Raw genomic sequence first — 24,760 nt, 5'->3', positions numbered from 1 at the left:
GCGTTCCAGTTCTAGTCGGCGTTCTCCGTGTTCTCCGCGAGGAGGCTGTGCCGTTCCACCAGCCAGCTGATGGCGGTCAGGCGGCACACCGCGTAGTCGTGCCCGACGGGTTCGCGCCAGTCGAGTTCGCCGAGGGCGTCGAGGAACCCGAGAGCGTAGTCGGCGAGGTCTTCGCGGTGCGGCTGCCGGGGGACGAGCCCGGGGTGGTTGGCTTGCAGCCGCTCCCGTATCTCCGCGACGTGCTGGTCCACGGCGGCCGTGAAGGCAGGCTCGAACGCGAACTCCGCGAAACGGGGCGCGAACGCGCTGCTGATCTTGGCCAAGGGGGACATTGCTCCACGGTATGTGGGAGGAGGGGGTGGCAGGAGAGGTATATGTCATGGTTTCCATCACACCTGCTCCTTGTTCTCGCACTCGAACCAGACGGTCTTCCCGGTGCGTGTGGGATGCGTGGGCAAGCTGTACCAGCCCCACCGGTCGGTGACGGCCTCGACGATGACGAGTCCGCGCCCGCGTTCTTCGTCCACAGCTGTGGAAAACTCCGGGCCGCGCGGTTCCGTGTCGGTGACCTCGACGAGAATCCCGGCGGGGCGCCGCAGCATCAGTACGGTGGCGCGCCGGTCGGGGACATGCCGTACGACATTGGAGACCAGCTCGGTCAGGGCGAGGGTGGCGGAGTCGGCGAGGCCGGGCATGCCCCAGGCGTCGAGGTACGCCCGAAGGATGCACCGGAGGTGCCGGGCCGAGTGGTCACCGAGGGTGAAGTTCATGCCGTACCTCGGCCCAAGTGGGCTTTCGTCCCGGTCGGTTGCGTCAGTTGCGTGATTCACGTCACCAGAGTGAGGTGTCGTGGTTACGCTGGGCTACCTCGTGAATCCAACGACGCGAAGCGTCAGCTTGGAGGTGGCCCGCCGTGCCCAACATCCGCGAACTCGACCCCAGTGCTTCACCGCTGGACTACTTCGGCTTCGAGCTGCGCCGCAGGAGAGAGGAAGCGGGCCTGACCCAGGGGCAGTTGGGCGGCTGCGTCTTCTGTACGGCGTCACTGATCGGCCAGGTCGAGACCGCGAGGAAGGTCCCGACCAGGGAGTTCGCCGAGCGGGTGGACGCGGCGCTGGGAACGGACGGGATGTTCTCGCGGCTGGTGGGGCTGGTGCTGCGCAGCCAACTCCCGCACTGGTTCCAGGCGTACGCGGAGATGGAGGCCAGGGCCACATTCATCTCCACGTATCAGTGTCAGTTGGTGTACGGGCTCCTGCAGACCCCGGAGTACGCGCGGGCGGTGCTCGGCGTACGCAACCATGCGGACCTCGACGCACAGGTGGCTGCTCGGATGGAGCGGCAGCGGATCCTGAAGGGGGAGCAACCGCCGGTGGCATGGGTGGTGTTGGACGAGGCGGTGCTGCACCGGCAGATCGGCAGCCGGGAGATCATGCGAAATCAACTCTCTCGCCTGTTGGAACTGCCTCCGGACGGCTGGACCCAGGTTCAGGTGCTGCCTTTCGAGGTCGGTCAACACCCCGGGTTGATGGGCTCGTTCACTCTCATGCGCTTCGACGACGACCCGAACATCGTCTACACCGAGGACTTCGTCCAGGGGCACATGACCGCCAATCCGGACGCACTCAGGGAAGGCTTCCTCCGATACGATCATTTGCAGGCCGCTGCCCTCTCCGTGGAGGCCTCGGCCGAGTTGATCGCTCGTGTGATGGAGGAGCGTTATGGGCACCAGCCAGGACCTGTCGGCAGCGCGGTGGCGTAAGTCGTCGTACAGCGGTGACACCGGCGGCGAGTGCGTCGAGTGCGCCCCCCTCGGCACCGCATCGTGGCGCAAGTCTTCGTACAGCTCCGACACCGGCGGCGACTGCGTCGAAGTTGCCGCCCTCACCCCCCACATCGCCGTCCGCGACTCGAAGGCCCCCGACCGGGGCGCTCTCACGCTCACGCCGGAGGCCTTCGTCGCGTTCGTGCTGGGCGTGAGTACATGCGATTAGGCGGGCTCCTCCTCTCCTTTTGGCGACAGCGGCATCTGCGGGCCGAGTGGGCCGAACTGAAGATGCTGGAGGCCGCCGAGGCGCGAGGGGAGTCACTGGTGATCCCGGAGAGTACCGTCGCGCCGCCTCCCGGGGGTTGGCTCCCGTGCCCCTGCTGCGGGCATCAGACGTTCGGCGAGCAGGGGTCCTACGAGATCTGCGACGTCTGCTGCTGGGAGGACGATCTGGCCCAACTGCGGTGGCCGTGGAACTTCGGCGCCAACGCGGTGTGCCTGGTGGACGCGCAACGCAACTACCAGCGTTTCGGGGCGATGGAAGAGCGCTTCCTCAAGAACGTGCGACCTCCGGCGCCTGATGAGCCGCTGGATCCCGGATGGCGCCCGATCGATCCGTCGCGAGACTCCTTCGGAGGGCCGGAAAGCCGTGGGGAATGGCCAGAGGACATGACGCTTCTGTACTGGTGGCGTCCAACGTTCTGGCGGGCGAACGAGCGTCCTGCGGCGCCGCTTTCCCTTCCGCAGGACTGAGCCCGGGCCGGCTTCGACACCTCACTGTTCAGCTGTCCACGGTGACGAGTGTCGGCAAGGGGAGAGGACGCAGTATGTGCAGGGGCCCCACCCGATCGTCCGTCCATGCGACGGGTGAGCGGGCGGGGCCCCTGGCCTCAGAGGGTGGTCAGCGCCACTCGGCCGGGATGTGCTTCACCTGCTTCAGTGACCTTCCGCGACCGATCCCCAAGATGTGGCGCCATCGCAGCCTCATCCCACAGGGCATGTCCATGCTCCGACCGCAAGCCCCCAGGCGTGGCCTCCATCCGTCGACAGCCCGGGGCGAGGGCGGCCGTGCCCTCAGTGACGTGGCGGAGTCTGCCCGGCAAGGGCCCCAGGCTCGTCACTGGCGAATGGTCCGAGAAGCCGGAATGGTTGCAGCGGTCCGGTGATGTGCACTGCGGGGTTGGTCCGGCCATGGTGTGACGCGGATCACCGCAGCGCGGTCCTCGCAGAGGACAGGGAGGAGTGTGGAGATTTCACTGCGGGCCCGCGTGCGAGCCGGGGATCCGGATGCGTTCAGGCAACTCTTCGACGAGCACGCTTCGGTGGTCCACCGGCACGCCGTCCGGATGACCGGCAACTGGGTCATGGCCGACGACATCGTGTCGCTGACCTTCCTGGAGGCATGGCGGCTGCGTGAGCGGGTGCTTCCGGGTGAGGACAGCCTGCGCCCGTGGCTGCTGGGGATCGCGACGAACGTCGCGCGCAACACCGCGCGGGCGGCGCGAAGACACCAGGCCGCGCTCGTCAGAGTCCCGCCCCCCGATCCCGTGCCGGACTTCGCCGACGAGGTGACACAGCGCCTGGCCGACACCGAGGAACTGGCCGCCGCGCAGAAGGCGTTGAGCACGATGCGCCGCGGGGAGCGTGAGGTGTTCACGCTGTGCGTGTGGGAGGGCCTGGACGCCGCCACGGCGGCCGAGGCCCTGGGCGTGGCCGTCGGCACCGTACGGGCCCGGCTCTCGCGCGCGAGGAAACGCCTGCGCAAGCTCACTGAGCTCGAACTCGACGGCGGCACAGGCGGCAACAACGGCGCGGAAGACGCCACCGGGGAGAGCCGAGTGCAACGCCCGGCCACGGTCGGACAGTTACCGGTCAGCCGCCATCAGGCGGCTCGGTCCACGCAGGAGAAGAAGCGATGAACACCAACCCGCGACGACGCGATCAGCCGGTCGACTACCAGGATCTGGCCGAGTTGCTGCCCGCGCCTGGCCGTCCGGTGCTCGCGCAGGACCGCCACCGCGTACTGAGGGAACACCTGATGGAGCAGATCACTCACGAGACCACCCACGAGCAGTCGGGTGCCACCAACCCATCACCGAGCGCATCACCTGTGCCCCCCGCACGCCGACGCCCCGGGCGGCGCCTCGTTCTCGTCGCGGCCCCGCTGGCACTGGCCGCCGTCGTGAGCCTGGGCGTAGTCGCGGTCGACGGCGCACAGGACGGCCGGCGCGACCCGGCTGCCGCAGGTGTCACCGCGGACGACCACCGGAAAGCCACGCAGTTGCTGGACCGGATCGCCCTGGCGGCGGCCGACCGCCCGGCGGTCACGGTACGCGGCGACCAGTACATCTACACCAAGTCCCAAGGGTCGGCAGGTGAGCTGGGCGTTGACTTCCGCGATTTCGAAGAGCTCGCGAAGCGCAAGGGGACCTTCACGGTGGAGGAGTACAAGGGGCCCGTCCGACGAGAGCAATGGGATTCGGTGGACGGCAAGCGGGACGGTTTGAGGAAGGGCGTCGCGCTCAACGACCCGTCCAAGAAGATGGTCATGGACATGAGCGGCGTCGGATACCTGACCTTCCGGCAGCTTCAGGCTCTGCCCACCGATCCCGACGCGCTGCTGAAGAAGCTCTCCGGCGATGCGAAGAATGTGGAAGCGAGCCGCCTCACGGAAGTGGTCGTCGAGAACCTCGGGGCCATCATCGACGACGCCACTCTGCTGCCCGACCTCAGCGCCGCGATCTACCGTGCCATGGCCAAGCTCCCCGACGTGCGCGTCGTGAATCATGTCAAGGACGCCGCGGGGCGGGAGGGCGTCGGCCTTACGTTCCAGGGCTCCTCAAAGGGCTACGCCTGGGTCTTCGACCCGTCGAGTCTCGTCTACCTTGGAACAACCAAGAGCGCACTCCTGGGCATTGGCGTCGCGGACAAAACGGGTGAGGTGCCGGTCAGCTCATCCTGAGTCAGCCTCGGTGCCGCCGCGCAGCCAGAGGGCGTCCGCTCCGGCGGACGCCCTTCTGGAGTTCCGGCGGTGCCGAAGGTGCTGTGAACCGCATCAAGAAGATCAAGAGACAGCTGTACGGTCGTGCCGGATTCGACCTGCTCCGCAAGATGATCCTGCTTCAGTGACGCTCCGCGACCGCTCCCCAAGATCTGTGCCAGAACCCAAATGGCGCCGCCGTAGCCAGCTTGGCCGACCCGAATAACCGCGGTACTTGCGGACGCCCTTGAGGCTGACATCGTTCATGCTGGGCTCGTTGCCGCAACACGGGCAGATGGCAGCCTCGTTGGGCCGGCAAGGACGACGAGTTGCTGCGTCGCCCGAGTCATCGCGACATAGCGATCCACCGCCCCCTCGATCCCCTCGCCGAACGACTCCGGGTCGATGACGACCACCAGGTCGAATTCGAGCCCCTTCGACAGTGACGGGGTCAACGACCGCACCCGGGGCCTCGCTTGGAACCCGGGATCACCGATGACGCACGCGATGCCGTCGGCGTGTGAGGCGAGCCAGCTGCCCACGACCTCGTCCAGGTCGGACACCGAACCGTGGACGACAGGCACCCCGCCGCTACGGATGGACGTAGGCACATTGGCGTCGGGGAGGGCGGCCCGGATGACCGGCTCGGCCTCCGCCATGATCTCTTCAGGCGTCCGGTAGTTGATGCTCAGCGAAGCCATGGTCACGCGGTCCAGCCCGACCCGTTCGAGCCGTTCCTCCCACGACTCCGTGAACCCGTGCCGGGCCTGCGCGCGGTCCCCGACGATCGTGAAACTCCGCGACGGGCACCGGAGAAGCAGCATCTGCCATTCCGCGTCGGTCAGTTCCTGGGCCTCGTCCACGACGATGTGCGCGAACGGGCCCGCGAGCAAGTCCGGGTCGGCGGTGAGCAGTTCGGACTCGTCGACCAGGCTGACCTTGGCGTCCTGGCCGCGCAACATCCGCACCAGGCCCACGCCGTCGTCCCCGTCGGCGCCGGAGGCGGACGCCGCGTCGATGAGGTTGTCGACGACCTGGTCCATGCGTTCGCGCTGGGCCGCGAGGACGGTTTCGTGGCGGCGTTTCCGGCGGGCCGCCTCGGGGTCGCCGAGCCGCTGGCGGGCCGCGTCGAGGTACGGCAGGTCGGACACCGTCCAGGCGTGGGCGTCCGCGCGCTGGAGTGTCCGTACGTCCTCGGGGCTGAGCCAGGGCGCGCACATCCGCAGATAGGCGGGGACGGACCACAGGTCTCCGACCACGTCGGTCGCTTCGAGGAGCGGCCAGGCGCGGTTGAAAGCGGCGAGCAACTCACCATCCTGCGCAAGGGACTTGCGCAGCTGGACGGGCGAGACACCGAGGTCGCTGTCGGGGCCGGCGTCCTCGTACGCCTCCTCGTGCTTCTCGGTGAGGATGGTGAGCAGTTCCTCCCAGACCTGGTCTCGGGCCTCGTTGTGGGGCACGCCGGGGGCGGATTCGAAGGCGACGGCCCAGTCGCCGGCGGTCAGCCGGACGTCGGACCAGGGGGTCGAGACCGTGATCCCCCGAGTGGGCGGCTCCTCGTAGAAGCGGACGGCCTTCTCGATCGCCTTCACCAGGTCGAAGGACGACTTGAGCCGAGCCACGTCCGGGTCGGCCTCTACCGCCGCCGACGCACCCTCGTCGACGAGGTCCCGCAGGGTGCAGGTCTGCACGCCCTCCTCGCCGAGGCTGGGCAGGACATCGGCGACGTACGCCAGGTACGGCCGATGCGGACCGACGAACAGCACGCCGCCGCCACGGCGTTGATGACCGAGACGCGGGTCGGCGTAGAGGAGATAGGCGGAACGGTGCAGCGCGACGACCGTCTTCCCGGTGCCCGGCCCGCCGTCCACGACGAGCGCACCGCGCGAACCCGCACGAATGATGGCGTCCTGGTCGGCCTGGATCGTGCCGAGGACATCACGCATGCGCGGCGAACGATTCCCCCCGAGACTGGCGATGAAGGCGGACTGATCGTCGAGGGCGGCAGCATGCCCCTTGAACCCGTCCGCCGCGAACACCTCGTCCCAGTAGTCGCTGATCCGGCCGTCGGTCCAGCGGTACCGGCGGCGGCTGGCCAGCCCCATCGGGTTGCCGTGGGTCGCGCCGAAGAACGGCTCGGCGGCGGGCGAACGCCAGTCGAGCAGCAGCCGATGCCCGGTGCTGTCGGTGAGGCCGAGCCGTCCGACGTACACGGGCTGCTCGGGATCATCGGCGTCGACCATGTTCCCGAGGCAGAGGTCGAGCCCGAAGCGGCGCAGGGCGCGTAGCCGGCCGGTGAGTTGGTGGATCTCGGTGTCCCGGTCCATGGCCTCGCGGCCGGTGCCGCCGGGGGCCCGACGTACGGTGTCGAGCCGGTCGGACAGCTCGGCGATCGTCTGCTCCAGACACTCCGCGACGGCGGCGAAGTGCTGCTCGTCGCGGCCGATGAGCTTCGGATCGGCTTTGGCGGAGAGCCGCTCGGGAAGGCCGAAGGCGCTGATGGTGCTCCTAGGTGTGGTGGTCGGGAATGTCACTGGACGATCAGCTCCGATCCGAGTCGAGCAGCAGCTTCGCGGCGACGGTCGCGCCGTCGGTACGGACGGTGGGGGCCAGGGCGGTGGCCCGTTCGCGGGTCTCGGGGGCGAGGGCGATGGTGAGCGCGGCGGACAGGGACTCGAAGGTCGGCGTCGGACCGTCCAGTACCGCCCCGACGCCCAACTCGGCGACCCGGGCACCCCAGTAGGGCTGGTCCACGATCTGCGGCACGATCACCTGGGGCGCACCGGCCCGCGCGGCCGTGGTCGTCGTACCGGCGCCGCCGTGGTGCACGACGGCGGCCGTACGGGGGAACAGGGCCTGGTGGTTGACGTCGCCGACGACGAAACAGTCGCCCTGTTCGTCGATGAGCCCGAGGTCGGCCCACCCGCGCCCCACGAGCACACGCCTCCCCTGCGCCCGCACAGCCTCGACGGCGACGCGGCCGACATCGCTCGCGCCCCGCATGGGCATGCTGCCGAAGCCGACGTAGACGGGCGGTTCACCGCCGGCGAGGAACGCCAACAGGTCGGCGGGCAGGGGCCGTTCGTCGGGCAGCAGCCAGGCACCGGTCTGCACGACGTCGAGGTCGAGGGCGACATCGACGTCGGAGGCCCCCGTTTCGTGCCGTGGCCAAGGGGCGAGGACGGGATCGGCGGCGAGCAACGGCCGCCCGGTGAAGACATGCCGGACGATGTCGTCCACGACGGCCTGCCCGATCGCCACCCGGTGAGCGTTGATCCCGGGCCCGTACAGAAGGCCGAAGTTCTTGGAGTTGATCTCCCACAGCACCCGGTTGTCGGTCTCGTCGGGCGGGAACGGCCGCCCGGGCAGCGCGTGCGGCCTGTGGTGGAGGGACGGCAGCATGGTCGGGAAGTAGGCCACGTACGAGAAGGGAACGCCGAGCTTCTCGGCAACGGACCGGGCGGCGGCCACGGCGGGAACGAGCCCGGTGGCAACGACGGCATCACACCCCTCGGCCCCCGCCAGGACCGCCTCGTACTGCGCGACGGTCAAGGCGGCGGCCCGCTGGGGCAGGCCCTCCGGGGTCATCGGAGCCGACCCGGTCACCACGGCCCGCACCGGCTCGGCGGCCGGCACGAACTCCACCCCGACCCCGGCCAGCAACTTCGCGAACTCCTCGTCCGAGGGCGCACACACCCGCACCTCGGCACCGAGTTCCCGCAGGGCCACGGCGAGCGCGGCCATCGGCTGGACATCCCCGCGCGACCCATAGGTGGACAGCAATACACGCACTTCGAAACTCCCCGTTTCCGCAGTTCCACGGCCTAGACCGGAGATTCTGCGGCAGAACGGGGGCCTTGCCGCAAGCCCCCCTGTGCGCTATACCTTGAGTATGGCAAGGGGTTCAGAACTCCTTGCCTTTGCTTTTTTTCCCGCCCGGGCCCGCCTGCTCCCGCCCGCGATGAACCTGTGATGGAAAAGAACTTCCGTTGACCGGCCGGTTACGTCTGCGGCATTTGGGAGAAACATCCTGCCCGTTCTCTTTACGCCATCCGGCGCCATCGTGGCGACCCGCGCAGGAAGAGAACGCGATGACGGACACGGACAGAGACGCGGAGGGCACGGACACCAAGTCCGTGCCGACCTCGACGTCACTCCCCGAGGGCTACTCCCCCCGGCTCTACAACGAGGACCTCGCCCCGGCCACCGAGCGCAAGTGGGGCGCGTTCAGCATCTTCAACGTGTGGACCTCGGACGTACACAGTCTGTACGGCTACTTCCTCGCCGCGAGCCTGTTCCTGGTCGCCGGTAACACCTTCAAGTTCCTGATCGGCATCGGTGTCGGATCGCTGGTCATCTACTACCTGATGACGCTGATCGGAAAGGCGGGCGTGAAGACGGGCGTCCCGTACCCCGTCCTGGCCCGCGCCTCCTTCGGCACCTTCGGCGCCAACGTGCCCGCCCTGGTCCGGGCCGTGGTCGCCACCTTCTGGTACGGCGCCCAGACCAGCGCGGCGGCAGGCGCGATCGTGGCCTTCCTGATCCGCTACGACGGCCCGAAGGACCTGCACGAGACGACCCGCCTCTTCGACCACAGCGGCCTGGAAGTGATCTGCTACCTGGCCGTCTGGGCGGCCCAACTCCTCATCATCAGCAAGGGCATGGAGACGGTACGCCGGTTCCAGGACTTCGCGGGCCCGGCGGTCTGGCTGATGATGCTGGTACTGGCCGTTGCACTGTCCGTCAAAGCCGGAACCCTCTCCTTCTCGGTGGACATGCCGGCCAAGGACCTGGCCGCGCTGGCGAAGAACGCGACGGGCCTGGACGTGACGCCGGGTTCGTTCGCCGCGATAGCGGCCATCGCGGCGACCTGGGTGACGTACTTCGCCGCGCTGTTCCTGAACTTCGGCGACTTCGCCCGCTTCACACCGGACGAGAAGACCCTGAAGAAGGGCAACGTCTGGGGCCTGCCGGTCAACCTGATCCTGTTCTCCCTGGTGGCGGCGCTGACAACAGCCTCTGCCAGCAAGGTGTATGGCGAGGTCATCCTCGAACCGGCGGCGATCTCGGCGAAGTTCGACAGCGCGTTCCTGGTCCTCCTGGCCGCCCTGACCTTCGCGGTGGCAACGCTCGGCATCAACGTCGTCGCCAACTTCGTCAGCCCGGCCTTCGACTTCGCCAACGTGGCGCCGAAGCACATCTCGTTCAAGCGCGGCGGCCTGATCGCGGCGGTCATCGCCCTCCTCCTCTACCCCCTCCACCCCTGGGACAACGCCCCGAGCTTCGTCAACGCCATCGGCTCGACGATGGGCCCGATCTTCGGCGTGGTCGTCGTCGACTACTACCTCCTCCGCAAGGCCCAGCTGAACGTCCCCGACCTCTACCGCGAGGACGGCGAGTTCCGCTTCCAGGGCGGCTGGAACATACGCGCCTTCGCGGCGGCGGCGATCGGCGCGATCTTCTCCAGCATCCTCCCGACGTACGGCCCGTCCGGGTACGGGGCGGCACTCGGGCCGTACTCCTGGTTCATCGGGGTGCTGGTCGCGGGGGCGATCTACTTCGGGGTGAGCGGGGGGAAGAGCCCGCTGACGGGCGCGCGCTCGTCCGAGTGAACGGTTCCGGATTCCGTATCCGGACCGTCAGTCAGCTCTGGGACTGTCGCGCTGAGCGAAGGAGGCAGGTAATGGCGACGGCGGAGTCGAGCGTCGTGCAGGCCTTCGAACTGTTCAGCGCGGCTGCCCCTGAAGGCTGGCGCGTGGAACTGGTCGAGGGGGAGATCTGCGTGTCGCCGCCGAACAACGGGCAGCACGCGGAGATCGTGTCGGAGCTCAGCGGGCAGGTCCGGGATCACGACAAGAAGCTGGGCCGCTGTACGGGCATCGGCCTGAACGTTCCCGGAGCCTCCGAGACCGGCCATGTCATCCCCGACCTGGTCGTCGCACCCAAGGGGGTACGCCCGTGCCGGTATCCCTGTCTACCTGCTGATCGACCGGGAGGAGGGTGAGGTCCTGGTGTACTCCGAGCCGTCGGGCGACGACTACGCCAAGAGCCTCAAGCACAAACTGGGCCTGACCGTGCCCTTGCCCGCGCCCCTGGGGTTCGAGCTGGACACGGCGGAGTTCTGAGGGCCGGCGCGGTTCTGACGTGCCGACCTCAGGCTGGTTCCGTCGGCGGCAGGTTCGGCGTCTCTGTGCGGTAGCGGGCCTCCACCGGCGCCGACGATCAACTGACCACCGCGAGGCCCTGGTCCGCTGGAGCTGACGCTTCCCTGCCCCGATCCCTACCCCCGCCCGCTCTGCACCTGCCCCAACTCCTGCACGGGCCCGGCTCGCTGCGGCTCCGCCGCCCGCGCCGGGCCCGCGTTCGCTGCGATGATGAGTGTGGCGGCGGCGACGATCGCCGCGCAGATCGCTCTGGTGTGTGAGAGCACGGCAACCTCGCAACAACAGCGATGACAGCGTCAACAGCGATAACAGCGATGTATTAAGCGCGTTTAACTCGTGGCTTAACGTAGAGCTTGACGGACCTCAACGGCAAGTAGGCGCAGGGGAGTTGGGTGATGGCGGAGCGCGACGACCCGGAAGTCATCGGGCGCAGGGTGCAGCGGCTGCGTATCGAGCAGGGGCTGACGCAGAGGCAGTTGGCGGAGCCCGCCTACACCCCCGCGTACATCTCCACGGTGGAGGCGGGACGCGTGCGCGCCTCTGACGAGGCGTTGCGGCACATCGCCGAGCGGCTCGGGGTGGCGTACGAGGAGCTGGTGACCGGGCGTCCGGCCCATCTGGCCACGGATGTTCGGCTCCGGCTCACCGACGCCCAGCGCACCCTCGCCACCGGCGAGACCGAGGCGGCGGCCAAGCAGTACGGCGAGTTGAGGGAGGAGGCCGCCCGGCTCGGGCTCCTCCCTGAGGAAGCCGCCGCGCTGCTCGGGCTCGGCGAGTGCGGGGTGGAGACCGGCGATCTCGCCTCCGCTCAGGAGTACTTCGAGCTGGCCGAGCGGTGTCTGGCCGATGGGCCCCTCACGGGGAGGGTGCCTGCTCTGCGAGGGCGGGCTGTTGCTCACTATCTCGCCGGCGAACTCCGTTATTCCGTATACCTTCTTGAGTCCACCATCGATGAGTTGAACCGTAGCGGGCTGCACGATCCCGATGCGTTGCTGCCGCTGTACGCCAGCTCCATCGCCCCCTACATGGACATGGGCGCCCATGCCCGGGCCGCCCAGGCCGCCGAACTCGCCCTCGCGCTCGCCCCGCAGGTGAGCGACCCGGCCCTGATCGCCCGGATGCACCGGCAGGTCGCCCGGACGATGCTCGCCGAGGGGCGGTACGCGGAGGCCGACGCCTCGCTGGCCAAGGCCTCCGAGCTGTACCGGCAGCTTCAGATCCGTACCGAGCTGGCCAACTGCCACTGGATGCGCGGGTATTTGTACGCCCAGCAGGGCGAACTCTCCCGCGCAGAGGGGGAGTTGCGGGAGGCTCAGGCCATGCTCTCCGCCAAGCGTGCCGCCCTCTACAGCAGCCAGGTCGCGGTCGAGCTGGCCGACGTACTGCACCGGCGCGGCAAGTCCGAGGAGGCGGCGGCGCTGCTGCACGACGTACTCGGGGACTTCTCGTCGGAGCGCGGAGCCATGCACTCGGCCGCCGCCCACCGGCTGCTCGGCATCATCGCCGAGGACGCCCGGGACACGGAGAAGGCGGAGGAGCACTACGTACGCGCCCTGAGCGTGCTGGAGCGGGCCGGCGCCGCCGGTGACCTCGCCGACCTGTGCCGGCTGCTCGGCGATCTGCTGCGCCGGACGGGGCGCGTCGAGGCCGCGCTCGACGCCTACCGGACGGGACTGGGCCACCGTACGGCCCCCGGAACGACCACCCTCGGGCCCGCGCCCGCACAGCCTCCTCTCTGACGAGGACTGGGTGGCGCACAGTCCCGGGGGTTAGCCTGCGGCCGGACCTCTGCACATTTCACCGGGACGGTACGAGCGCGTGGACAGCGAGCACGGCGGCGGGTACGGCCAGTACGGCGGCGGGGCCCGTGTGGTCGACGGGCTGCGGTTCGCCGTCCGCGCGCTCGCGTACGCCGTCGTCGCCGGCCTCGCGCTGATCGTCATCGCGACCGTCGCCTCCGTCCTCGGACCGACCCTCGCCCTCGACCTGTACACGCCCGCCGTGGCCGCCTGGTGGACGGTGTTCACGGCGGTCGTCGTCCAGGCGGTGCCCTTCCTGCTGCTTGGCACGGTGGTGTCGGCGGCGATCGCGGCCTTCGTACCGGAGAAGGTGTTCACCCGGCTGCTGCCGCGCAACCAGGCGCTCGCCGTGCCCATCGCGGGCGCCGCGGGGGTCGTACTCCCGGGGTGCGAGTGCGCGTCCGTGCCGGTGGCGGGGAGTCTGATGCGGAGGGGGGTCGCTCCGGCCGCGGCACTCGCTTTTCTGCTCTCCGCCCCGGCCATCAATCCCGTGGTGCTGGTGGCGACCTCCATCGCCTTCCCGGGGCAGCCGGACATGGTGCTCGGGCGGCTGGTGGCCTCCCTGGCCACGTCGGTGATCATGGGCTGGCTCTGGGCGCGGTTCGGGCGCGATGAATGGCTTCGGAAGCCGACCTCAGCGGGTGGGCCGGCGGACTCCGGCTGGCGCGGGTTCCTGCCCGGGCTCCAGCACGACTTCCTGCACGCGGGCGGCTTCCTGGTGCTGGGCGCGGGCGCGGCGGCGACCTTCAACATCGTCGTACCGAGATCCGTGCTCGACGTGTTCACCGGTTCGCCCTGGCTGTCCGTGCTGCTGCTCGCCGTACTGGCGGTGGTGCTGTGCGTGTGCAGCGAGGCGGACGCCTTCGTCGCCGCCTCGCTCAGCGGCTTCTCGCCCACGGCCCGGCTCGCCTTCATGGTGGTCGGCCCGATGGTCGACCTCAAGCTGTTCGCCCTCCAGGCGGGCACCTTCGGCCGGTCCTTCGCCGTCCGGTTCTCCTCGGTGACGTGGGTGGTCGCGGTCGCCAGCAGTGTCGTCGTCGGGTGGTGGTTGTTGTGAGGCGGTACGGGGCTGCCGTGCTGTTGCTGCTCACGGGCGGGGCGGTGCTACGGATCTCGCTGTTCAGCGAGCTGTATCTGCGGTACGTGCAGGCGGGGTTGCGGCCTTACCTGGTGGTTTCCGGGGTGGTGCTGGTGGTGCTTGGGGTGGTGGCTGCGGCTGCCGTGGCTCGGGGGAGCGACGAGGACGATCACGAGCACGACCACGAGGAGGAGCAGGGTCACGACCAGGCTCAGGATCACGACGACCATGGGCACAGTCATGGGCACAGTCACGGGTACGGTCACGGGCCCCGGATCGCCTGGCTGCTCACCCTTCCCGCCCTCGCGCTGCTCCTCTTCCCGCCGCCCGCCCTGGGCTCGTACAGCGCGGACCGGGAGGCGGCGCGGCAGGCCGCGCAGGGCGTGGGGACGTTCCCGGCGCTGCCCGCCGGGAATCCGCTGGCGCTGACGGTCGGCGAGTTCAGCTCGCGCGCGATCTTCGACAGCGGGCGGTCCCTGAAGGGCCGTACCGTCAGCCTGACCGGCTTCGTCACCCACGGGGACGACGGCGCCTGGTACGTCACCCGCCTCCTCGTCTCCTGCTGCGCGGCCGACGCGGCGGCGGGCAAGGTCGAGATCCGCGACGCCGACGCCCCGGTGACGGACACCTGGGTCACGGTCACCGGAACCTGGGTGCCGAAGGGCAAGCTGGGATCGGACGCGGCCTGGCCGCCTGTGCTGGACGCGGGGTCGGTGAAGAAGGTGGCGGAGCCGTCGAACCCGTACGAGAAACGGTGACGGTCGCCCGGAATTGACGGGTGTTTGAGCGGCGGTGAGGCGTGGTGAAAGGATTCCGCCTGTGCCGGACAAGGCCAGGTCGTGGAATCCATGACGGAGACGGAACAGAGGGCGGCCCGGGATCAGCGGGCCCGCTTCGAGGCGCTGGCGCAGGTCGTGACGGAGCCGCTGCACCGCTATCTGCTGCGGCGCGCCGACGCCGACCAGGTCGACGACGTCCTCTCGGAGACGCTGCTGGTGCTGTGGCGCCGCATCGAGGACGTACCGGGGCTGGAGCCCGGTGCCGTACCCCATGAACGGCTGGACCCCGATGCCGTACTGCCCTGGTGCTACGGCGTGGCCCGTGGCTGCCTGGCCAACGCCCGCCGTGCGGACCGGCGCAGACGCTCGCTCCTGGAACGCCTGACGTGGACGGCGGCGGGCCCGGCGCGGGATTCGGAGGACCCCGACCACACCGCCCTGCACGCGGCGCTCGCCCAACTCCGGGCGCTGGACCGGGAGGTGGTCCTCCTGTGGGCGTACGAGGAGTTGCCGCCGAGCCGCATCGCCGAGGTGACCGGCCTGAGCGCGAACGCCGTGAGCATCCGGCTGCACCGCGCGAAAAAGAAACTGGCGTCGCAACTGGAGCGAAAGACCGCCCCGCACCCCGGACATGAGACGGACGAAGGACAAGAAACCGGAAACGGAAACGGACCCGGAAACGGAAGGAGCAGTCGATGAACGACGACGAGTTGCTGGCCCACCTGAAGGCCACGGACCCGGCACTGACCTCGAAGGCTCCGCGACCCGACGTCCCCCGTCTTGTGGAGGCCACGATGAACACGCCCACGAACACGAACACGACCACAGCCACGACCGCAGTCGCCAAGGGCACGGGAACGCGCCGCCGCCTCCTCGTACCGGCCATGGCGTTCACCGCGCTGCTGCTGGTGGGAGGCGGTGTCACCTGGGGTGTCGCGCGGGGCGGAGAGGGTACGGCGGACACCGCGGGTGCGGGTGCGGGTTCGTCGGATGTCAATCCGGTGCCCGGGCTTCAGCCCCTGACCCTGACTTTCGCGGACAGCGGCCCGTCGCAGGTGAAGTGCGCGGCACCCACGCCCGACCTCCTGCGCCGCCACGAAATGGCCTTCGAGGGCACGGTGACGGCCGAAGGAGGCGACCGCGTGAACCTCCGGGTCGACCACTGGTACCGCCTCGACCCCAACCTGGCCAACCCGACCGACACGGTCGGCCTCAGCTACGACGGGGCGATCTCGGAGACCCCGGACTTCCGGATCGGAGCCCACTACCTGGTCACCGCCGACGACGGCATCGTCCCGATCTGCGGCGGCACCACCGAGGCGACGGACGAGGACAGGGCCATGTTCCGGGAGGCGTTCGAGACCTCCGGGAATTAGCGGACAGTAGGCCCCTTTCCGCTATTTGGGGTCATTGGTCGCTGTACGGCGCTAGGGTTCCCTTGATGCGCGGGGTGTGGTGCGCGTCACATGTCGCTACGGTGCATCTGGGGGGCCTCATGCGCGAGATGGTCAAGGGCGCCAATGTCGGCCTGGCGGAGCTGAGCGGGGACGTCGGCTCGGTGATGGTGCGGCTGAGCTGGAGCAGCCCGTCCGGGGAGGGCGACGCGGATGTGTCCGTCCTGCTGCTGACCGCCGACGGCAAGGTGCGCGGCGACGGGGACTTCTACTTCTACAACAACCCCGTCGCCGCCGACGGCAGCGTGCAGTTGCTGGGCAAGGCACCCACCGCCGACGGCAACGAGGACCGCATCACCTTCGACCTGACGGCGATCGCGGACGACGCCGAGCGGATAGTCGTCGCGGCGAGCCGTTACGAGGGCGCACGCTTCTCCGACCTGCACGACCTGTGCCTGACGCTCGCCGACGGCGCCGGCGACAGCCTGTTGCGCTTCTCCATCGAGAACCCCGGTGAGGTGGGTGCCCTGCTCTTCGGCGAGCTGTACCGGCGGGGCGGGGACTGGAAGTTCCGGGCGATCGGCCAGGGGTACGAGTCCGGACTCGCGGGCCTGGCAACGGACTTCGGGGTCGACATCGACGACGAGGCGGAGACCGGGGAGGAGTCGGCTGCGGAGGAGGCGGCTGCCGAGGCGGAGCAGTCGGACGGGCGGGCGGTACCGGCGCCGGAGTCGCAGGCCGAACCCTTGCCCGCCATCCCCACGCAGGCGACGGGCGAACGCCCCGTGGAGTCCGTACCGACCACACCCACCGCACCCTCGGTACCCTCCGCGTCGCCCGGTCAACCGGTGGCGGCCAAGGCCCCGTCCCGCCCCCGTACCGCGAAGAAGAAGGTCACGCTGCCCAAGGTGGCGAAGAAGTCCCTCGCCGAGAACGACTCCTGGCGGGTGGCGAGGCTCTTCCCCGCCTCCGCCCTCAAGAGCGACCGCGAGCGCGAGACCCGGGCGACCTCCGTGCTGCTGTCGGTGATGACCCAAGTCCCGGAGTTCGGGCGGCGGTTGACGGCAGCGTTCGGGGCGCCGTCCGGCCGGATGGAGACCTTCACGGAGGTCTCGCTGCCCAACGGCGACACCCCGCGCCGCCCCGACGGCGTGATCCGGGTCGAGCGGGCAGGCAAGCTCTGGACCGCGCTCGTCGAGACGAAGACGAACGGCAACTCCCTCAAGCCGGACCAGGTGCAGGCGTACGCCGACATCGCCACCCGGCGCGGCTACGAGGCCGTCATCACCCTGTCCAACGACGTCGAACTCGACGGCAGTCCGCTGGTCGAGGTCAAGATGGACGGCCGGCGCAAGCACAAGGTCGCCCTCTGGCACCTTTCCTGGGCCGAAGTCGCCCACCAGGCCCAGATGTTGATCCGCCACGAGGGTGTCGGCAACGCGGCGCACGCCTGGCTGCTCCAGGAGTTGCTGCACTACCTCCAGCACGAGAACTCCGGCTGCCACGGCTTCCAGAACATGGGCCCCGCCTGGGTCCCCGTACGCAACGGCATCGACGACGAGACCCTGTGCCAGGGCGACCCGCGCGCGGTGGACGTCGTCGAGAGCTGGGAGCGGCTGGTCCGGCAGGTGTGCCTACGCCTCGGCGGCGAACTCGGCCAGAAGGTACTGCCCGTACAGCGCGCGAAACGCGGCAGCGACCCGCGCACGCGCCGCGCCGCCCTCGCCGACCGACTCTGCACCGACGGCCGGCTGGAGGCCGAACTCCGGATCGACGGCACCCCCGGCATCCTCGCCCTCTGCGCCGATCTGCGCACCGGCAAGCTGCGTACGTCCATCGAGATCGCGGTGCCCGAACAGGGCTACCCGCTCACCTGGACCAAGCGGCTCGTGCGCCAACTGGCCGACGCCCCGGCCGACTTGCACGTCGAGGCGCTTCTCACCGGCCAGGCGCCCGGTCCGCGCGGCACCCTCGAACGCCTCCGCCCGGAACCGGCCGACCTTCTGCCCAAGGACGGCACGCCGATCACCGGCTTCCGCCTGTCCCTCTTCCGTGGCATGGGCAACACCCGCGGCAACGCCGAGTCCGGCTTCATCCGCAGCGTCGACGAATCCGTGGATCGCTTCCACGCCCACGTTGTCGTCCACCTGGACCGCCGTACACCCTCGGCGGCCTCTCCTGCACCCTCTTCCTCGTCCCGTACGCGGGAAGCGGTCGCCGCGGGCTGACCGGCGGGGCGAGGGTCAGTACACGTCCTGGTCCGCGCCCTCATCCGTCTCCGCCTCGGGCTCCTGCGCGTCCTCCTGCCCGTCCCCCTGAGCCTGCTCCCAGTCCGGCTGCTGCCCCTGCTCCTGCGGCTGGACCGGCGCCTGTGTCGGGCTCTGGCTCGCGCCCTGCACCGGGGTCTGCGGCTGGGCCTGGCTCTCGTTCCTGGTCTGTCGCAGGCGTTCGGCGCCGACCTGGAGGGCGTGGACCGTGTACTCCGTGCGGGGCTCGGCCAGGCCGCCGTTGGTGACGAGGATCGCGTCGTCGCCGACCCGTACGGCGGCCAGATCCAGGGTGAGTGTGGCCGGGGCGCCGTCCAGCTCGCCCCTCGTCGACAGCCGCAACCCCTGCCTGGCCTCCCCGGCCTCCGGCAGCCCGACCTCCGTGACCCGCACCTCCTGCCGGTTGCCGCGTGGTCCGGTCGCCGTGAACCGCGCGCACTTCTGCGGCATCGTCTTCAGCCAGGCGAGCCCCTTGTCCACGTCGGCGCGGTGGGCCGCGGTGACCTGGTAGCGGAGCTGGCCGCCCTCGTCGTAGTCGTCGAAGCCGGCGACGGCCCGGGCGCCGGCCGGCTCGCCCAGCAGCTCCTCCGTGTACACGGCGTCGAGGAGGCGTCCGCAGTCGGCGTTGTCCGTCGTCGCCTTGAGCAGCGCGTCCCGCCAGAGCGCGGCGCCCTCGGTACGGGTCCACGGCGCCCCGAGATCGGCGTCGGTGAGGAGGGCGCTCTGCGCCTGGACGTCGGTGAGGGCGGGCGGAGCGGTCGCCGCCTTCGCGATCGGGGCCGGAGTGTCGGGGGAGGCGGCGGCGGGTCTGGCCTGCCGGCGTTCCGTGGTGTCCCCGGCGCCGCCGTCCCCGTCGTGCATGCACGCGGCCATCGTCAGCAGGGTGCCCATCCCGAGGGCCGAGGCGAGCAGCCGTACCGCACGGGGAGAGGGCCGACGGGTCATCAAGGGGTTCCTCCAGAAGTGCCGGTACGTCAGATTCCTCCTCCGACGGCACCATCGCCCGCACGCTCCCACCAGCGGGCCGGGCCGTACGGGTGACTCACCCCAGGGGGCACGTGGCAGCCTGTGCAGCCGGGAAAGGAGCCCTCACCGTGACGACCGCCCAGCCCAGCCCCCTTGCCCAGCAGGCAAGTTCAGCCGACCCCGTCCCCGAACCCGCCCCCATCCCCGTGATCATCGACTGCGACACCGGTGTCGACGACGCCCTGGCCCTGCTGTTCGCCGTACGCCACCCTGGACTCGACCTCCGCGCGGTCACCTGTGTCGCCGGGAACACGGACGTCGACCAGGTCGTACGGAACACCCTCACCGTCCTCGACCGGGCCGGCGCCCCCGACCTGCCCGTCGCGCGCGGCGCCGAACGGCCGCTGATCGAGCCCGCGCGGCCCGCTTCCCATGTGCACGGGCGGGACGGCATGGGGGATCTCGGCCCGCACGCGCCCACCTCCCGTACGGCCGTCGACGTGGACGCGGTGACCCTGCTGCGCCGCGAGATCCTCGGCTCGCCCCGCCCGGTCACCCTCATACCGACCGCGCCGCTCACCAACATCGCCCTGCTCCTGCGTACGCACCCCGAGGTGACCCGCAACATCGAGCGGATCGTCTTCATGGGCGGCGCGGTGGCCACCGGCAACGCCACGCCGGTCGCCGAGTACAACGTGTGGCACGACCCGGAGGCCGCCGCCGTCCTGCTCACCGCCGGGGTGCCGATCACGATGTACGGCCTGGACGTCTTCCAGCGCGTCGTCGTACCGGCCGCCGACGTCCAGCGACTGCGCGCGAGCACGGAACCCGGCGCACGTCTCGCCGGCGAGCTGCTCGCCCACCGCGACCCGGCCGCCTCCGGCGACCCCACCCCCAGCGGCGGCCTGGGCGACGCGGGCGCCGTCTGCGCGGTCGCCGACCCGGCGGGCCTGACCACCAGCCTCCTCCCGGTCGAGATCTCCCTGGCCCCCGGCCCGACCCGAGGCCAGACGGTCGTAGACCGCAGGCGCCGCCACGGCGAATCCGAGATCCACCACGGAACACGAGAACAGCCCCTGGTGGACGTGGGATTGGACGTCGATGTGAACCGCTACGTGAAGCTCTACCTGCAGACGATCGAGACCCGATAGGGCGGGGCGACAGCCTCCGCCCCAGGGGCGCGGGGAACTGCGCGACCAGCCCCCACCAACCCGCAGACACCCACCCACGTTTCCTCCCACCCCCCGACCCCACCCACTCACCGCCACCGAAAACGACAGCCCCGGCACCGCTCGCAAGGAGCGGCACCGGGGCTGTCGTACTCAGGTGCTACTGCACCGGATCACACCCCGGCGCGAGCCGACTTCCGCCGCTTCGTCGCGACGACGATCGCCGCCCCACCGATCAGCAGCGCAGCGGCACCCCCCGCGATCGGCCCGGTCGCACTGCCGCCGCCGGTCTCGGCCAGCGGCGGCTCGGAGCTGTCCGGGCTCGTCGGCGTGGCCGGCGGGGTGGACTCCGGCGTCGACTCGGACGGCGTCGGCGTCGACGGCGTCTCGGAGGCGGGCGGGGTCGTCTCGGACACCGGCTCGGAGGGAGTCGGCGTACCCGGGGTCTCCTCGGCCGGAGGCGTCGGGGTCGGGGTGCCCGGGGTCTCCTCGGCCGGCGGAGGCGTGCTCGTGGTCGTGCAGTCCTTCGTACCGCCGTTCCAGGCGGCGATCAGCAGGTCCTTGATGACCGTACGGTCCGGCCCCTTGGGCAGCTGGCCGTGCTCGAAGCCGTCGTTGGCGTCGAGCTTGCCGTCGAACTTGGTCCTGCCCCGGTAGAGGTCGATCTGCGCGTAGCAGCCCGCGTCGGGCACCGCGATGTCGAGCGAGTCGGTCTGGCCCTGCTTGACCGTCACGGTGTCGAAGTCGACGAAGACCTGCTCGCCGGAGGTGGCGAACGTGGGGCCGTGGGCGAGGTAGGAGGCGAGGGAGGCGGTGCAGGTGGTGGCGTCACCGGCGGTGCGGACCTGGATGTGGACCTTGCCGTCGTCGGTGGGCTTGAGGTTCTGGTCGTCGACACGGACCGAGTCGAAGAAGTTCTTCCCGTCGAGGGAGAACTGGCAGCGGTCGGTCTCGGTCTTCGTGCCCGCGCCGGCGCCGGGCTTGTAGCCGCCGGTCTTGGCACCCCAGCCGTCACCGCCGGGCGTGCCGGTGGCCCAGGCCCCCGAGGCCGAGGCCGCGCACAGGGCGAGCGCGGCGGCGCCCGTCCCCAGCAGGCGCAGGCCGGTGACACGTCTCGCTATGGACATGCGGATCCCATCTTCGCGTGGGCGAGAACCCGGGTACGGCGAGAGGGCAGCACGTTGCGGCCGGGCCGTACCGGGGGAATGTGGTCGAAGGAACACCGGGCCCATTGGTCAAATGCGCCACAGCGTTTCCACATCGTCGATCTTGCGGACCGGAGTGTCAACTCAGGGAAATGCAAAGGGCGTTCCGGTGTCATCACAAATCCGCCACAGAAGGAAGGATGTGTTCCGGGGGCGCGTGCGTTCACCTTCCCGGCGAATTGGACAGAGTTGGGCTTGTCGCCGTCCGCTCACGGACCACTGGCCGCAGCAACCCGCAACAAGTCGCAGCGAAGGAGACAACGAGTGCCCGAACCGACTCCGGACCTTTCCTCCCGGGACCCCGACTGGTGGCGCCAGGCCGTCATCTACCAGGTGTACCCGCGCAGCTTCGCCGACGCCGACGGCGACGGACTGGGCGACCTGAAGGGCATCACCCAGCGCCTCACCCACCTGGCCGCCCTCGGCGTGGACGCCCTCTGGCTCAGCCCCTTCTATCCCTCCGAACTCGCCGACGGCGGCTACGACGTCGCCGACTACCGCGACGTCGACCCCCGCCTCGGCACCCTCGACGACTTCGAAGCCATGGTCGCCGAGGCCCACCGGCTCGCCCTCAAGGTCATGGTCGACATCGTCCCCAACCACACTTCGCGCCGGCATGTGTGGTTCGAGGAGGCCCTGCGCGCGGCCCCCGGCTCCCCGGCCCGCGACCGCTACGTCTTCCGCGACGGAAGGGGTCCGGACGGCGAACTCCCGCCCACGGACTGGCAGTCGGTGTTCGGCGGCAGCGCGTGGAAACGGGTCGAGCCGGACCAGGCGCCCGACGGCCAGTGGTACCTGCACCTCTTCACCCCCGAACAGCCCGACCTCAACTGGGCCAACGAGGAAATCCGCGCCGACTTCCGCACCACGCTCCGCTTCTGGTCCGACCGGGGCGTCGACGGCTTCCGCATCGACGTCGCCCACGCGCTGACGAAGGACCTGACTCCTCCCCTGCGCGACCTGGGCGCCCCGGAGTTGAGCGGCGAGGCGGCCCTGGCCACCCTCCCGCCCGGCACCCACCCCTTCTTCGACCGCGACGAGGTCCACGAGATCTACCGCGACTGGCGCAAGATCCTCGACGCCTACACCCCACCCCGCATGGCGGTCGCCGAGGCCTGGGTCCCGGGCGCCCGCCGCGCCCTGTACGCCCGCCCGGACGAACTCGGCCAGGCCTTCAACTTCGAGTACCTACAGGCGAGTTGGGACGCGACCGAACTGAGGCAGGTCATCACGGACTCCCTCGCCACGGCCCGCTCGGCGGGCGCCTCGGCCACCTGGGTCCTCTCCAACCACGACGTCGTACGCCACGCCTCCCGCCTGTCACTCCCCCCGGGCACCGACCCGAACACCTGGCTCCTCTCGAACGGCACCGCCCCACCGGTCGACGAGCGGGCAGGCCTGCGCCGGGCGAGGGCGGCGACCCTCCTCATGCTGGCGCTGCCCGGTTCGTCGTACGTCTACCAGGGCGAGGAACTGGGCCTCCCCGAGGTCGCCGACCTGCCCGCCGAGGCCCTCCAGGACCCGATCTGGGAACAGACGGCCCACGCGAGCAAGGGCCGCGACGGATGCCGGGTGCCGCTGCCCTGGACGACCACCGGCCCGTCGTACGGCTTCGGCGCGGGCGCGGCCTGGCTGCCGCAGCCGGCGCACTTCGCGTCGTACGCCGTCCAGGCGCAGGACGGCGTCGAGGGCTCGACCCTGGAGCTGTACCGCACGGCCCTCGCCCTGCGCCGCCGCCTGCTGTCGGGCGAGGACCTGACCTGGTCGGCGGAACAGGCGCCCGGCGTCCTGGACTTCACGCGCACGGACAGCACGGACAGCACGGACAGCACGGACGGCACGGATGGCGCGGACGGCTGGCGCTGCGTGACGAACCTGTCGGACGCGCCGGTCGAACTGCCGCCCGGAGACGTCCTGTTGAGCAGCGGGCCACTGGAGCCGGACGGAAGCCTGGGCCCGGACACGACGGTCTGGCTCGGCAACAACTAGCGGGGGACGGGCTCTCACCCCGCCGTGGGACTCGGCGAAGGGTCCGGCGGCGGGGTGAGGACGACGGTCGGGGAGCCCGGTGCGGGGACGGGTGGAGTGACGTCGGAGGCGGGCAGTTTCGGCGGGGTGGTCTCCTGGAAGAGCACCTGGTCGAAGTTGACGAGCCCGGTCTTCTCCATGACCGTGATGTGGTCCAGAACGGTGGTGTTGGCCTGGTCGGCGAGGGCCCGTACCAGCGTGTTCTTGGTGGTGGACCGGATCTTGGCGACGGTGTTGAAGATCGACCCGTGGGTGACGCGCAGGATGTTGGCGAAGTCGGTGTCGAACTGCTTCCCCCTGCTGTCCGCGTTGAGTGTGGAGATGAACCCCTGCTGCTGCGGACTGGGCAGGTTGGGGATGACGACCCCGAGCTGCGGAGCGATCCGCCGTACGGTCGCGTCGAGGGCGGCGTGTCCGGCGACGAGATGCTGTCCGGCGGTGACGACGGCCGGCGAAGTCCCCTTGGCGATGGCCATCTGCCCGACCGGGTACTCCCAGAGCCCCGCCGCCCGCACCTTCACGACGAAGTCCCGGTCGGCCTCCGTCAAGGGCCCCGCTGAGGTCTCGGCGACGATCCGCGAGGGCGAACTGGACACGGTCTGGACACCGAGCATCGCGGGATAGGCGAGCGCGGCCAGCGTCAGCGCCAACGCGCCACCCACGACGAGGGTGCCGGTCGAGTTCCGGGTGAAGCGCACGTTGGTTGCCTCCTGTTGCGACGGGGAGTCGTCGAGGAGGAGTACGGCTGCGTGGGCCGCCGGAACCTTTGCTCTCCGTAAGGCCTGCGCAAAAGGTCAACCATGAGAACGATCCATGATCCAGGTGCGGGCTGGCAGGATGTCGCGGGTCGTACACGGAGGGGAAGATCATGGAGACAGTCGTGCTGAGCGGCGTTCTGGCGCTGGTCATCGGGGGATGCGTGTGTGTCGTGTGGGCGGCGAGGGGTGGGCCGCGGTGGGTGCGGGTGGTGGCCCGCGTGACGCTGTTCGCGGGGGAGGCGGCACGCAAGGGGAACTCGGGCCGCAAGTCGTCATCGTCGGACGACGGTTCGTGAGGTTTCTCGCCCCCGAACCGCCGTATCGCGCTCGTCCTCACGAAGGTCGCGGCCAGCACCGAAGCACGGGGCGCGGGGTGTGTGGTGGTGTTCGCCGAAGAGATCCACG

General features: G+C 70.1%; 23 protein-coding genes and 1 pseudogene. 16 read left to right on the top strand and 8 right to left on the bottom strand.

The genetic code is table 11. The annotated features are described in order from the left end of the window. Window positions 1–11 precede the first annotated feature (11 nt). Together ACWDR4_RS16020 and ACWDR4_RS16015 are read right to left on the bottom strand one after the other, a co-directional pair. Window positions 12–332, bottom strand: a complete 321-nt coding sequence (locus ACWDR4_RS16020; protein ID WP_450408901.1) for a DUF6401 family natural product biosynthesis protein — start codon at window positions 330–332, stop codon at window positions 12–14. A gap of 57 nt (window positions 333–389) precedes the next feature. Next, on the bottom strand, window positions 390–770 hold the full coding sequence (locus ACWDR4_RS16015) for an ATP-binding protein (protein WP_450408899.1): 381 nt from the start codon (window positions 768–770) through the stop codon (window positions 390–392). A 143-nt stretch (window positions 771–913) separates the two neighbouring features. Between ACWDR4_RS16015 and ACWDR4_RS16010 the strand changes: the two genes are divergently transcribed. The 5 genes from ACWDR4_RS16010 (at window position 914) to ACWDR4_RS15990 (ending at window position 4,730) form a co-directional block, all read left to right on the top strand. Beyond that, window positions 914–1,762 (top strand): helix-turn-helix domain-containing protein, encoded by an 849-nt coding sequence (locus ACWDR4_RS16010; protein ID WP_450408897.1) that lies wholly within the window; start codon window positions 914–916, stop codon window positions 1,760–1,762. Beyond that, window positions 1,722–1,994: a DUF397 domain-containing protein gene (locus tag ACWDR4_RS16005; RefSeq protein WP_450408896.1), complete on the top strand. Its 273-nt coding sequence runs from the start codon at window positions 1,722–1,724 to the stop codon at window positions 1,992–1,994. The genes ACWDR4_RS16010 and ACWDR4_RS16005 overlap by 41 nt, the downstream gene beginning before the upstream one ends. 62 nt (window positions 1,995–2,056) lie before the next feature. Continuing rightward, the gene (locus ACWDR4_RS16000; RefSeq protein WP_450408894.1) at window positions 2,057–2,521 is read left to right on the top strand and encodes a CPCC family cysteine-rich protein; all 465 of its coding nucleotides are present in this window, start codon (window positions 2,057–2,059) and stop codon (window positions 2,519–2,521) included. A gap of 491 nt (window positions 2,522–3,012) precedes the next feature. Next, a complete protein-coding gene (locus tag ACWDR4_RS15995; protein ID WP_450408892.1) occupies window positions 3,013–3,687 on the top strand; it encodes an RNA polymerase sigma factor in 675 nt (224 codons plus the stop codon). Further along, a complete protein-coding gene (locus tag ACWDR4_RS15990) occupies window positions 3,684–4,730 on the top strand; it encodes a CU044_5270 family protein (protein WP_450408890.1) in 1,047 nt (348 codons plus the stop codon). Before ACWDR4_RS15995 ends, ACWDR4_RS15990 begins: the two co-directional genes overlap by 4 nt. A 281-nt stretch (window positions 4,731–5,011) precedes the next feature. Here the strand turns inward: ACWDR4_RS15990 and helR are convergent, their stop codons facing one another. Next, window positions 5,012–7,282 carry an RNA polymerase recycling motor ATPase HelR gene (gene helR, locus ACWDR4_RS15985; RefSeq protein WP_450408888.1) on the bottom strand — a complete coding sequence of 757 codons (2,271 nt, stop codon included), beginning with the start codon at window positions 7,280–7,282 and terminating at the stop codon, window positions 5,012–5,014. Window positions 7,283–7,289: 7 nt separating this feature from the next. Further along, complete coding sequence (locus tag ACWDR4_RS15980) at window positions 7,290–8,540, bottom strand: glycosyltransferase (protein WP_450408887.1); 1,251 nt, start codon at window positions 8,538–8,540, stop codon at window positions 7,290–7,292. A gap of 299 nt (window positions 8,541–8,839) precedes the next feature. Here ACWDR4_RS15980 and ACWDR4_RS15975 point away from each other — a divergent pair, with 299 nt between their 5' ends. Both ACWDR4_RS15975 and ACWDR4_RS15970 read left to right on the top strand, forming a co-directional pair. After that, window positions 8,840–10,360: an NCS1 family nucleobase:cation symporter-1 gene (locus tag ACWDR4_RS15975; RefSeq protein ID WP_450408886.1), complete on the top strand. Its 1,521-nt coding sequence runs from the start codon at window positions 8,840–8,842 to the stop codon at window positions 10,358–10,360. 71 nt (window positions 10,361–10,431) lie between these two features. Next, window positions 10,432–10,873, top strand: a pseudogene (locus ACWDR4_RS15970) (Uma2 family endonuclease). 155 nt (window positions 10,874–11,028) lie between these two features. Here the strand turns inward: ACWDR4_RS15970 and ACWDR4_RS15965 are convergent. Continuing rightward, window positions 11,029–11,178, bottom strand: a complete 150-nt coding sequence (locus ACWDR4_RS15965; RefSeq protein ID WP_450408884.1) for a hypothetical protein — start codon at window positions 11,176–11,178, stop codon at window positions 11,029–11,031. A gap of 129 nt (window positions 11,179–11,307) precedes the next feature. On the opposite strand from ACWDR4_RS15965, the gene ACWDR4_RS15960 reads away from it, so the two are divergent. From ACWDR4_RS15960 to ACWDR4_RS15935, 6 genes are all read left to right on the top strand, one after another. Next, entirely contained in the window at window positions 11,308–12,651 is a 1,344-nt protein-coding gene (locus ACWDR4_RS15960) for a tetratricopeptide repeat protein (RefSeq protein WP_450408882.1), read from the top strand. A gap of 79 nt (window positions 12,652–12,730) precedes the next feature. Next, window positions 12,731–13,768 carry a permease gene (locus tag ACWDR4_RS15955; RefSeq protein ID WP_450408881.1) on the top strand — a complete coding sequence of 346 codons (1,038 nt, stop codon included), beginning with the start codon at window positions 12,731–12,733 and terminating at the stop codon, window positions 13,766–13,768. Beyond that, window positions 13,765–14,547 carry a TIGR03943 family putative permease subunit gene (locus tag ACWDR4_RS15950; protein ID WP_450408879.1) on the top strand — a complete coding sequence of 261 codons (783 nt, stop codon included), beginning with the start codon at window positions 13,765–13,767 and terminating at the stop codon, window positions 14,545–14,547. The genes ACWDR4_RS15955 and ACWDR4_RS15950 overlap by 4 nt, the downstream gene beginning before the upstream one ends. Before the next feature lie 90 nt (window positions 14,548–14,637). Further along, window positions 14,638–15,267: an RNA polymerase sigma factor gene (locus tag ACWDR4_RS15945; protein ID WP_450408877.1), complete on the top strand. Its 630-nt coding sequence runs from the start codon at window positions 14,638–14,640 to the stop codon at window positions 15,265–15,267. Then, on the top strand, window positions 15,264–15,944 hold the full coding sequence (locus ACWDR4_RS15940; RefSeq protein WP_450408875.1) for a hypothetical protein: 681 nt from the start codon (window positions 15,264–15,266) through the stop codon (window positions 15,942–15,944). The genes ACWDR4_RS15945 and ACWDR4_RS15940 overlap by 4 nt, the downstream gene beginning before the upstream one ends. Before the next feature lie 128 nt (window positions 15,945–16,072). Next, complete coding sequence (locus tag ACWDR4_RS15935) at window positions 16,073–18,190, top strand: TerD family protein (RefSeq protein WP_450409087.1); 2,118 nt, start codon at window positions 16,073–16,075, stop codon at window positions 18,188–18,190. A 15-nt stretch (window positions 18,191–18,205) separates the two neighbouring features. On the opposite strand, the gene ACWDR4_RS15930 is transcribed toward ACWDR4_RS15935, so the two are convergent. Next, window positions 18,206–19,174 carry a hypothetical protein gene (locus tag ACWDR4_RS15930; protein WP_450408874.1) on the bottom strand — a complete coding sequence of 323 codons (969 nt, stop codon included), beginning with the start codon at window positions 19,172–19,174 and terminating at the stop codon, window positions 18,206–18,208. 221 nt (window positions 19,175–19,395) lie between these two features. Between ACWDR4_RS15930 and ACWDR4_RS15925 the strand changes: the two genes are divergently transcribed. After that, window positions 19,396–20,346, top strand: a complete 951-nt coding sequence (locus tag ACWDR4_RS15925) for a nucleoside hydrolase (RefSeq protein WP_450409086.1) — start codon at window positions 19,396–19,398, stop codon at window positions 20,344–20,346. Window positions 20,347–20,537: 191 nt separating this feature from the next. Here ACWDR4_RS15925 and ACWDR4_RS15920 read toward each other — a convergent pair whose 3' ends face one another. Then, window positions 20,538–21,491, bottom strand: a complete 954-nt coding sequence (locus ACWDR4_RS15920) for an LAETG motif-containing sortase-dependent surface protein (protein ID WP_450408872.1) — start codon at window positions 21,489–21,491, stop codon at window positions 20,538–20,540. A 342-nt stretch (window positions 21,492–21,833) separates the two neighbouring features. On the opposite strand from ACWDR4_RS15920, the gene ACWDR4_RS15915 reads away from it, so the two are divergent. Then, the gene (locus tag ACWDR4_RS15915; RefSeq protein WP_450408870.1) at window positions 21,834–23,558 is read left to right on the top strand and encodes a glycoside hydrolase family 13 protein; all 1,725 of its coding nucleotides are present in this window, start codon (window positions 21,834–21,836) and stop codon (window positions 23,556–23,558) included. Window positions 23,559–23,572: 14 nt separating this feature from the next. Here the strand turns inward: ACWDR4_RS15915 and ACWDR4_RS15910 are convergent, their stop codons facing one another. Continuing rightward, window positions 23,573–24,259 carry a DUF4142 domain-containing protein gene (locus tag ACWDR4_RS15910; protein WP_450409084.1) on the bottom strand — a complete coding sequence of 229 codons (687 nt, stop codon included), beginning with the start codon at window positions 24,257–24,259 and terminating at the stop codon, window positions 23,573–23,575. Between the two features lie 206 nt (window positions 24,260–24,465). Here ACWDR4_RS15910 and ACWDR4_RS15905 point away from each other — a divergent pair, with 206 nt between their 5' ends. Continuing rightward, on the top strand, window positions 24,466–24,651 hold the full coding sequence (locus tag ACWDR4_RS15905) for a hypothetical protein (RefSeq protein ID WP_450408868.1): 186 nt from the start codon (window positions 24,466–24,468) through the stop codon (window positions 24,649–24,651). Window positions 24,652–24,760: the final 109 nt, after the last annotated feature.

This window comes from Streptomyces sp. NPDC000878 (assembly GCF_053599695.1).
This window is presented reverse-complemented; position numbering and strand designations above follow the sequence as displayed.